7 protein-coding genes are annotated in these 10,524 nt (G+C 45.0%); all 7 read right to left on the reverse strand.

Annotated elements, in window-relative coordinates; all coding sequences use genetic code 11:
* Nucleotides 1-313: 313 nt before the first annotated feature.
* The 7 genes from glmS to rpoC all read right to left on the reverse strand — a co-directional run bounded on the left by glmS (nucleotide 314) and on the right by rpoC (nucleotide 10,446).
* Nucleotides 314-2,146 (reverse strand): glutamine--fructose-6-phosphate transaminase (isomerizing), encoded by a 1,833-nt coding sequence (glmS, locus tag J5X96_RS00820; RefSeq protein ID WP_209363686.1) that lies wholly within the window; start codon nucleotides 2,144-2,146, stop codon nucleotides 314-316.
* A gap of 56 nt (nucleotides 2,147-2,202) precedes the next feature.
* Entirely contained in the window at nucleotides 2,203-2,979 is a 777-nt protein-coding gene (locus tag J5X96_RS00825; RefSeq protein WP_033002526.1) for a DeoR/GlpR family DNA-binding transcription regulator, read from the reverse strand.
* Nucleotides 2,980-3,115: 136 nt separating this feature from the next.
* Nucleotides 3,116-3,388 carry an HU family DNA-binding protein gene (locus J5X96_RS00830; RefSeq protein WP_209363688.1) on the reverse strand — a complete coding sequence of 91 codons (273 nt, stop codon included), beginning with the start codon at nucleotides 3,386-3,388 and terminating at the stop codon, nucleotides 3,116-3,118.
* Between the two features lie 162 nt (nucleotides 3,389-3,550).
* The gene (locus tag J5X96_RS00835) at nucleotides 3,551-4,141 is read right to left on the reverse strand and encodes a YjaG family protein (protein WP_209363690.1); all 591 of its coding nucleotides are present in this window, start codon (nucleotides 4,139-4,141) and stop codon (nucleotides 3,551-3,553) included.
* 17 nt (nucleotides 4,142-4,158) lie between these two features.
* Nucleotides 4,159-5,223: a uroporphyrinogen decarboxylase gene (gene hemE / locus J5X96_RS00840; RefSeq protein WP_209363692.1), complete on the reverse strand. Its 1,065-nt coding sequence runs from the start codon at nucleotides 5,221-5,223 to the stop codon at nucleotides 4,159-4,161.
* Entirely contained in the window at nucleotides 5,204-6,013 is an 810-nt protein-coding gene (nudC, locus tag J5X96_RS00845; protein ID WP_209363693.1) for an NAD(+) diphosphatase, read from the reverse strand. Before nudC ends, hemE begins: the two co-directional genes overlap by 20 nt.
* A 164-nt stretch (nucleotides 6,014-6,177) precedes the next feature.
* Nucleotides 6,178-10,446, reverse strand: coding sequence for a DNA-directed RNA polymerase subunit beta' (rpoC, locus tag J5X96_RS00850; RefSeq protein WP_209363695.1), 4,269 nt, complete (start codon nucleotides 10,444-10,446; stop codon nucleotides 6,178-6,180).
* Nucleotides 10,447-10,524 lie beyond the last annotated feature (78 nt).

A 10,524-nucleotide genomic window follows, 5' to 3' on the forward strand; every position in this document is an offset into this window, starting at 1 on the left:
TTTTGATTCTCGTAGCGTGCATCTTGATGCACGAAATACCTTTCCGTTCATTTTGGTGAATGGGTAAAAACGTCCCCAAAAATGACCGCTCGTTTAAGCACATCGTTTGGTTAGTTCCATTTTTTTCGTGCAACAAGTTGCACGCTACATTATCTGGGCAATTTTGCCTTGTTCGTACAACACGTTGCACGCTACATGACGTTATTTTAATCGTGCAATACGGTATGTTACATGGGCAAAATTTGTAAAAAAAAAGACCGCACTTTGATTTTGTCATTCAAAGTGCGGTCAGAATTTCAGGCGTTTTGAGAGATTATTCCACGGTAACCGCTTTCGCTAAGTTACGAGGCTGATCCACATCGGTGCCTTTAATTAAGGCAATGTGATAAGCCAACAGCTGCATCGGCACGGTGTAATAAATCGGTGCGGTAATATCATTTACCGTTGGCATGGTGATGATTTTCATGCCTTCCGCTTCACTAAAACCGGCCTCTTTATCGGCAAACACATACAATTGACCGCCACGGGCGCGCACTTCTTCTATATTGGATTTGATTTTTTCCAGCAATTCATTGTTTGGTGCGACCACAATCACCGGCATATCGGCATCGATTAATGCTAACGGACCGTGTTTTAGCTCACCGGCGGCATAGGCTTCTGCGTGAATGTAGGAAATTTCTTTTAACTTTAATGAGGCCTCCATCGCAATGGGGTAGAACTCGCCGCGACCTAAAAATAACGCATGGTTCTTTTCGGCAAAATCTTCCGCCAAAGTTTCAATGTGTTTATCGAACGCTAAAGCCTTTTCAATCTCCGCCGGCAGCGATTGCAATGCTTTCACAATGTCCTGTTCTTTCTCAGTGGAAAGAGTCTGTTTGGCTTTACCAACCGCCACGACTAACATTAACAATGCGGCTAATTGCGTTGTAAAGGCTTTGGTGGAGGCTACCCCGATTTCCACGCCGGCGCGGGTCATGAATGCCAGATCCGATTCGCGCACGAGGGACGAGCCGGCTACGTTACAAATCGTCATCGCCGCCATATAGCCTTTTTCTTTCGCTAAACGTAAGGCGGCTAGGGTATCCGCCGTTTCACCGGATTGGGAAATCGTAATCAATAAACTGTTTGGGCGTACGACAAATTTGCGGTAACGAAATTCAGAGGCAATTTCCACATCACAGCTCACGCCGGCCACGCTTTCAAACCAATAACGAGACACCATCCCTGAATTGTAAGATGTACCACAAGCCACAATTTGAATGTGTTCCACTTTTTCGAGAATGTCTTTCGCGCCGTTACCGATCGCTTCCACCACCACGTTGTTGTGGGTTACACGACCTTCCATCGTGTTGATAAGTGCGGTCGGTTGTTCGTAAATTTCTTTTTGCATGAAGTGACGGTGTTTGCCTTTTTCCGCCGCATCGTTTTCTAAATTGGAATCATGCGCCTCACGCTCGACTTTATGACCATCGCGATCGTAAATATCCACGGAACGGCGAGTAATTTCTGCAATGTCGCCCTCTTCTAAGAAAATAAAGCGGCGGGTAACGCTTAACAAAGCAAGTTGATCCGAAGCAAGGAAGTTTTCACCGATGCCCAAACCGATCACCAATGGACTGCCGGAACGCGCTGCCACGAGATGTTCCGGATGCATACGATCCATCACGACCATACCATAGGCGCCGGTTAATTGTTTTACGACGTTCTGCACAGCTTCCAATAAACTGCCTGCGCTGCGCATTTCCCATTCGACCAAATGCGCAATGACTTCCGTATCTGTTTGAGAGGTAAACACATAACCACGCGCTTTCAACAATGCACGTAATTCTTCATAGTTTTCGATAATACCGTTATGCACCACCGCAAAATTGCCGGAAACGTGGGGGTGTGCGTTATCTTCGGAAGGCGCACCATGGGTTGCCCAACGGGTATGCGCAATGCCGGTGCCACCGATAAGCGGGGATTTTTCCACTGCCTCATTCAACGCTTTCACTTTGCCTAAGCAACGTACACGTTGTAATTCATGTTGTAAATTGACTACCGCCAATCCTGCGGAGTCATAACCACGGTATTCAAGGCGATGTAATCCATTAATTAAAATTTCTGCCACATCACGTTGTGCAACGGCACCAACAATTCCACACATAACTTTTTGCTCTCCTGAAATAAGCTAAAAAAATATTATTTAAAATAACCGCACTTTTAAGCGCAAATGACGTCTACGCCATGGGCTTCAATGCGTTTTTTACTGTCTTCTGACAACAAATTATCGGTAATCAATACATCAATTTGCTGCCACACCAATTCAACGTTAGGCATCTTTCGCCCAATCTTTTGAGATTCCACCATCACAATCACTTCGCGCGCCACATCGGCCATCACTTGGCTTAAGCCAACCAATTCGTTGAATGTGGTCGTTCCCCGATCAAAATCAATTCCATCAGCACCGATAAACAGCTGGTCAAAGTTATAAGAACGCAATACTTGCTCCGCTACTTTACCTTGAAAAGACTCTGAAGCTTTATCCCATGTTCCCCCCGTCATTAATAAGGTGGGTTCATTTTCTAGGGAACGCAGTTCATTCGCCACATACATAGAATTGGTCATCACCACCAATCCTTGCTTGTTGTTCAACTGTTTAATCAACGCCGCCGTGGTGGTGCCACTATCAATAATAATACGGTTGTGATCTAAAATACGTTCAGCTGCCCGTTTAGCAATGGCCAACTTTCGTTCCGAAAGAAAATCTTCCTGTTCGTCCTCAATGAGTTCTTGCGGCATTAAGATCGCGCCACCGTAGCGACGCACTAAGAAACCATTGTTCTCTAACACCGTTAAGTCTTTACGAATCGTGACTTCCGAAGTATCAAACAGCTGAACAAGCTGATCAACGCTCACCTCTCCGCGTTCCAGCAATAATTGCATGATGCCGTGACGACGTTGTTGGGTATTGCGAGGCTGAATGTGTCGTTTAGTCATTTCCAAACCCAAATAGTTCCAGTTAAATTTCGGTTCGAAAGTTTATAGCGATTTAGAAAGGATGTAAATAAAAAGATAGGTAACAAAAAACCCTGTTTATCATAAACAGGGTTTGAAGATTAAATATCAGAACTAATTATTTAACAGCATCTTTTAATGCTTTACCAGAAACGAATGCTGGCACTTTAGAAGCCGCAATTTTAATTTCTGCACCGGTTTGTGGGTTACGACCGGTACGCGCTTTACGCTCATTGATTTTAAATGTGCCGAAACCGATTAATTGTACGGCATCACCTTTTTTTAAGCTTTCAGTGATTGCATCTAAAGTTGCTTCTAAAGCAGCTTTAGCTTGTTTTTTATTTAATTCGGCTGCGCTTGCAATAGCATCAATTAAATCTGTTTTGTTCATAGATTAGTACCTTCTATTTTTTTAAATTTACAGTGGTGAAATAAATAATATTATCATTACTCATTCAATAAACTGAGCTCACTATAATCAGTGCAGGCAAAGCTTAATCTAAGTTGCACCGAAAGCAAAGCATGAATTATGATTTTTGTGGAAAATATCACATTACTGTTCTATTTTTATACAAATATTCGAAACCGCCTCTTCACGCAACGCATTTTTTAAATCAGAAATCAGTTCAACATCATGCCTTTTCGCCTCTTTTAATGCGCGATACAGTTGCCATTGCACATCTAATTCTTGCTGGATTAAATCCGATTCCTTCAGTTCCACCTCGGATAAGGTGCGATCATATTCCGTTTCTAAATAACTCGCCACCGTTCCCAATGACAGTTGACTTACTTTCACCGCTTGCTCCAATGACGCGCCGGCAATGATGGTATGCAACACTTCCGCTAGCCCTTCACAAGCATCTAATGCCGGCACAACACCGTAAAAATCATAGTCATTCACATCCGGAATAATGTTTTCCAGTTTTTCTAACTGATTTTCAAAATTAATGTTGACCTCTTTAACCGTTAAATATTCCCACACTAAATTCAAAATATTGTGATACACCTTAGCGTTTTGTGGCTGTTCTATGATTTGGCAGAATAAATGGTAGTTGGGATACATTCGTTCGCATAGGCACGCCATAAAAGTTAAATGCTGCCAAGTGGCGAGATTTTCTAAACGTTTATGAATCGGATTTCGCATATTATTTTTACCGCACTTTAGAGATGATAAGGCTTGGATAGCTGGTGTACCGCATCCACCAACACTTTCGGGCTTTCTTCCGGCACGTCCTGATGAATGCCATGCCCAAGGTTAAATACATGGCCGCTCCCTTCACCAAACGCCGCCAAAATCGACCGCACTTCCTCTTCAATTCGACCGGCTGGCGCATAGAGTACACTCGGATCCATGTTGCCTTGCAATGCCACTTTATGCCCAACGCGACGACGTGCCTCCGCAATATCCACCGTCCAATCTAATCCCACGGCATCACAGCCTGTGTCAGCCATGGCTTCTAACCACAATCCGCCACCTTTGGTAAATAAGGTAACCGGCACACGGCGTCCTTCATGTTCACGAATCAAACCGTCCACGATTTTGTGCATATAACGCAAAGAAAACTCCGGATACTCACGATGCGCCAACACGCCGCCCCACGTATCAAACACCATAACCGCCTGCGCACCGGCTTTAATTTGCGCATTTAAGTAAAGAATTACACTGTCTGCCAGTTTATCTAACAAGGCGTGTAATAAGTGCGGTTCGCTATACAGCATTTTTTTAATTTTCGTAAAGGCTTTAGAAGAACCGCCTTCCACCATGTAAGTAGCCAATGTCCACGGACTCCCGGAAAAGCCGATAAGAGGCACTTCACCATTGAGTTCACGGCGAATCGTGCGCACCGCATTCATCACATATTGCAGCTCCTGCTCCGGATCCGGAATAGGTAAATTTTCCACCGCACTTTTGCTGTCAATAACCCGTTCAAATTTCGGCCCTTCACCGGCGCCAAAACTTAAGCCAAGCCCCATGGCATCGGGAATCGTTAAAATATCGGAAAATAAAATTGCCGCATCTAATGCATAACGGCGCAACGGTTGTAATGTCACTTCACAGGCTAAATCTGCATTGCGACACAAGGACATAAAATCACCGGCTTGCGCACGAGTGGCTTTGTATTCCGGCAAATACCGCCCGGCTTGGCGCATCATCCAAATCGGCGTCATATCCACAGGTTGACGTAAAAGGGCTCTTAAATAGCGGTCATTTTTTAATGTGGTCATAAAATCTCTCGTTATTATGATGTTGTTGACACAATGCCAGTGTCGCTTCAATAAGTTTGCGCGCAATCGTGCCATGGGGTGGCAGCTCAGGCAACGGCTGGTCATAAGCAAACCATTGCGCGTCATGAATTTCTTCCGGCTGAATTTGAATCTCACCGCCGGCGTAATCGGCTAAAAACCCGACCATTTGCGAATTGGGAAATGCCCAAGGTTGGCTACCAAAGTAGCGCAAATTTTGCACATGAATATGGGTTTCTTCGTAAACTTCTCGCCGCACGGCTTCCTCAAAGGTTTCCCCCACTTCCACAAAGCCTGCCAGCGTTGTGTACATACCGCCTTTATGGCGACTATGATTGGCTAACAAAATTTGTGAACCACGCCGAACGGCAACAATAATTGATGGGCAAATGACAGGATAAGTCCGAAAGCCGCAAGCTTGGCATTGTACTGCCCATTCATCCGACATTTGTTCCGTTTTTCCACCGCACTTGCCGCAAAATTGATGCGTTTGGTAAAAATGATTGAGCTCCACACCACGGCTGAGCAAATTAAATTGTTCCAACGGCAATGATAGCTGATCACGCAAGGAAAAATACGCACGCCCATCATCCGTTTGGGATTCCACCAAATACAGTGGTTGTCCTGCCCACTCGCCAATACGCATGGCGTGAAGTCCGGTTAATCCTAACTCATCAGCACGACCAAAAGGAAGTTTGCCATCCACCCAATGAATCGATGACGCTTGCGTAAAGAGCCAAAAGCCCTGTTTGTCAGGCTCAATTAGTTTCATTTTTAACACCTGTTGCAATACGCAGAAAATACGTCCATTTTCTACCGCACTTTGTGGTTCCGAGAAGAAAAAAGTGCGGTCATTATAAAAGGTATTTGTTCATTTAGCGAATGATCCCCATAAAAAAACCCGAGACTTAGCTCGGGTTTCTTCTTGCAGAAATATTATTCTGCGTGATCGTCTTCTTCTACCATATTTAACATTTCAGCTAAACTGGCCTCGGCATCCTCAGAGGTCATGACGAATTCAGAAGCGATCTCTTCTTCATCCATCGCCGATAGTCTTACCGGCACCTCTTCATCTGCGATAACTGACGCGTTTTTATGACGATTTTGGTGATACGCAAAACCGGTACCCGCCGGGATCAAACGACCTACGATGACGTTTTCTTTCAAGCCGCGTAATTCATCGCGTTTACCTGCCACTGCAGCTTCCGTTAACACACGAGTGGTTTCTTGGAAGGAGGCCGCAGAGATGAAGGACTCGGTGGCCAAGGACGCTTTGGTAATACCCAATAATTCGCGTTCAAATTCCACCGGCGGTTTGCCTTCCGCTTCACGTTTACGGTTAACGATTTTCACGCGTGCCACTTCCACTTGTTCCCCTTCAAGGAATTCGGAGTCGTAAGCTTTGGTAACAATCGCTTTACGCAACATTTGGCGTACGATCACTTCGATGTGTTTATCGTTAATTTTTACCCCTTGTAAGCGGTAAACTTCTTGGACTTCATTCACGATATATTCGGTTACCGCGTGTACACCGCGTAAACGTAAGATGTCATGTGGTGTTTCCGCACCATCGGAGATTAAATCACCGCGTTCAACCATTTCACCTTCGAATACGTTCAATTGACGCCATTTTGGAATCATTTCTTCGTACACTTCACCTTCTGCCGGAGTAATCAACAAGCGGCGTTTACCTTTGGTTTCTTTACCGAAGGACACGATACCGGAGATTTCCGCCAAAATCGCAGGCTCTTTCGGCTTACGCGCTTCAAACAAGTCTGCCACGCGTGGAAGACCACCGGTAATATCTTTCGTTCCCACGGATTCTTGCGGAATACGCGCTAACGGATCACCGATATGCACTTCTGCGCCGTCATCTAAGGTCACGATAGCTTTACTTGGTAAGAAGTATTGCGCCACTACGTCAGTACCCGGAACAACAACATCGTTGCCTTTGTCATCTACCAGTTTGATTGCCGGACGCAAGTCTTTACCTGCTGTTGCACGCTCACCCACGTCTTGCACCACGATAGAAGAAAGACCGGTTAATTCGTCGGTTTGACGGGTAACAGTTAAACCATCCACGATATCTACGAATTTTACAAAACCGCTCACTTCAGAGATAACCGGCATAGTATGCGGATCCCAGTTGGCGATAGTTTCACCGGCATTCACCTCTTGGTGATCGCCTTTGTTTAGAATCGCACCGTAAGGCACTTTATAGTGCTCTTTGGTACGACCGAAGGTATCCACAACGGTTAATTCGGTATTACGAGAGGTTAGCACCAATTTACCTTCGTTATTTGTAACGAATTTCGCATTGGCTAAACGCAATGTACCGTTGTTTTTCACTTGTACGCTAGACTCTTTGGCTGCTGCAGATGCCGCACCACCAATGTGGAACGTACGCATGGTTAACTGTGTACCCGGCTCACCGATAGATTGTGCCGCAATAACGCCCACGGCTTCACCTTGGTTAATCAAGTGACCGCGCGCTAAATCACGACCGTAACATTTCGCACACACACCAAAGTCGGTATTACAGGTTACAACAGAACGTACCTTCACGCTGTCCACAGAATTTTCGTCTAATACGTCACACAATTTTTCATCTAATAAGGTATTGCGTGGAATTAATACTTCTTCTGTACCTGGTTTTAAGATGTCTTCTGCCGCAACACGACCTAAAACTTGTTCGCGTAGAGGCACTTTTTCATCGCCCCCCTCAATTAACGGGGTCATCACGATACCTTCGTGTGTACCACAGTCATCTTCTACGATAACGAGGTCTTGTGCGACGTCAACCAAACGACGGGTTAAGTAACCGGAGTTCGCTGTTTTCAACGCAGTATCCGCCAAACCTTTACGCGCACCGTGGGTAGAAATAAAGTATTGTAAAACGTTCAAACCTTCACGGAAGTTCGCGGTAATTGGCGTTTCGATAATGGAACCGTCCGGACGTGCCATCAAGCCACGCATACCCGCTAACTGACGAATCTGTGCTGCAGAACCACGCGCACCGGAATCCGCCATCATAAAAATGCTGTTGAAGGACGCTTGTTTTTCCGGTTTACCTTCACGGTTAATGACTTCTTCCGTAGAAAGGTTTTCCATCATGGCTTTAGCAACACGTTCGTTGGCTGCCGCCCAAATATCGATCACTTTGTTATAGCGTTCGCCTGCAGTCACAAGACCGGATTGGAATTGTTCCTGAATTTCAGCCACTTCTTCTTCCGCGGCAGAAATAATTTCGTATTTCTTCGCCGGAATCACCATATCGTCAATACCAACGGAAGAACCGGAACGTGCCGCATAAGCAAAACCGGTGTACATGATTTGGTCAGCAAACATCACACTGGCTTTCAAGCCTAAACGACGATAGCTTTCGTTAATTAACTTAGAAATCGCCTTTTTGCCAAGGGTTTGGTTAAACAAGCTAAACGGCATTCCTTTCGGCGCGATCATCCATAAAATGGCACGACCGATAGTCGTATCTGTTAATGTGGTTTTTGATTCAAACTCACCGGCTTCGTTTTTCACATACTCGGTAATACGAACTTTCACACGAGAATGTAATTCTGCTTGACCGGTACGATAGGCTTTTTCTGCTTCGCGTGGGTCTTGCAATAACATGCCTTCACCTTTACCGTTCACTTTTTCACGGGTCATGTAGTAAAGACCCAACACCACGTCTTGTGATGGAACGATAATCGGATCGCCGTTTGCCGGAGAAAGAATGTTGTTGGTGGACATCATTAACGCACGCGCTTCTAATTGCGCTTCCAACGTTAACGGTACGTGTACCGCCATTTGGTCACCGTCGAAGTCCGCATTAAACGCCGCACAAACAAGTGGATGTAACTGAATCGCTTTACCTTCGATTAAGATCGGTTCAAAGGCTTGAATACCCAAACGGTGCAATGTTGGCGCACGGTTTAACAAAATTGGGTGTTCGCGGATAACTTCAGCCAAGATATCCCAAACAATCGCGTCTTCACGCTCCACCATTTTCTTCGCGGCTTTAATCGTGGTTGCATAACCACGGCTTTCTAATTTTGCATAGATAAACGGACGGAATAATTCCAATGCCATTTTCTTCGGCAAACCGCATTGATGTAAGTGCAAGTATGGACCTACGGTAATTACAGAACGACCAGAGTAGTCAACACGTTTACCCAACAAGTTTTGACGGAAACGCCCTTGTTTACCTTTGATCATATCCGCCAATGATTTTAACGGACGACGGTTAGAACCTGTAATTGCACGACCGCGACGACCGTTATCTAACAACGCATCAACAGATTCTTGTAACATCCGTTTTTCGTTACGCACGATAATATCCGGTGCGATTAAATCTAATAGACGTTTTAAACGGTTGTTACGGTTGATGACACGACGATATAAATCATTCAAGTCGGAAGTCGCAAAACGACCGCCATCTAACGGCACTAACGGACGTAAATCCGGTGGAAGTACCGGTAATACGGTCATCACCATCCATTCCGGTTTGTTGCCGGATTGTAAGAAGGCTTCTAATAATTTTAAGCGTTTAGTGATTTTCTTACGTTTGGTTTCGGAATTGGTTTCTTGTAATTCTTCGCGTAAATTTTCGCATTCCGCTTCCAAATCGATACCGCGCAATAAGGCTTGAATAGCTTCCGCCCCCATTTTGGCTTCGAATTCATCTTGCCAACGGTCTTCGGCATCAAGATATTGTTCTTCGGTTAACAACTGACCTCGCTCAAGATCGGTCATACCCGGTTCGATCACAATGTAAGATTCAAAATAAAGCACGCGTTCAATATCACGCAACGGCATGTCTAACAATAAACCGATACGGGACGGCAGGGATTTTAAGAACCAAATGTGCGCTACCGGTGAAGCCAATTCGATATGCCCCATACGTTCACGACGAACTTTGGTTTGGGTGACTTCAACGCCACATTTTTCACAAATCACACCGCGGTGTTTTAAGCGTTTGTACTTACCGCACAAACATTCGTAATCTTTTACCGGTCCGAAAATACGGGCACAGAAAAGACCGTCACGTTCCGGTTTAAAGGTACGATAGTTGATTGTTTCAGGTTTTTTAACTTCACCGTATGACCAAGAACGGATCATGTCAGGTGAGGCTAAACCGATTTTAATCACATCAAAATCTTCAGCGGTTTTTGATTGTGCTTTTAAAAACTTAACTAAGTCTTTCACAGATTTGCTCCTGTCGGAGTTAAACTTATTCAAGTGCGGTCGTTTTTCAAAACGTTTTTAAAATCGACCGCACTTGGG

This window comes from Aggregatibacter sp. 2125159857, assembly GCF_017798005.1.
Taxonomy (GTDB): domain Bacteria; phylum Pseudomonadota; class Gammaproteobacteria; order Enterobacterales; family Pasteurellaceae; genus Aggregatibacter.

What these genes read in the sequence shown, in the direction of transcription:
- glmS (WP_209363686.1), bottom strand. Translation starts at nt 2,146, where the DNA reads ATGTGTGGAATTGTTGGTGCCGTTGCACAACGTGATGTGGCAGAAATT.
- J5X96_RS00835 (WP_209363690.1), bottom strand. Translation starts at nt 4,141, where the DNA reads ATGCGAAATCCGATTCATAAACGTTTAGAAAATCTCGCCACTTGGCAG.
- hemE (WP_209363692.1), bottom strand. Translation starts at nt 5,223, where the DNA reads ATGACCACATTAAAAAATGACCGCTATTTAAGAGCCCTTTTACGTCAA.
- J5X96_RS00825 (WP_033002526.1), bottom strand. Translation starts at nt 2,979, where the DNA reads ATGACTAAACGACACATTCAGCCTCGCAATACCCAACAACGTCGTCAC.
- nudC (WP_209363693.1), bottom strand. Translation starts at nt 6,013, where the DNA reads ATGAAACTAATTGAGCCTGACAAACAGGGCTTTTGGCTCTTTACGCAA.
- J5X96_RS00830 (WP_209363688.1), bottom strand. Translation starts at nt 3,388, where the DNA reads ATGAACAAAACAGATTTAATTGATGCTATTGCAAGCGCAGCCGAATTA.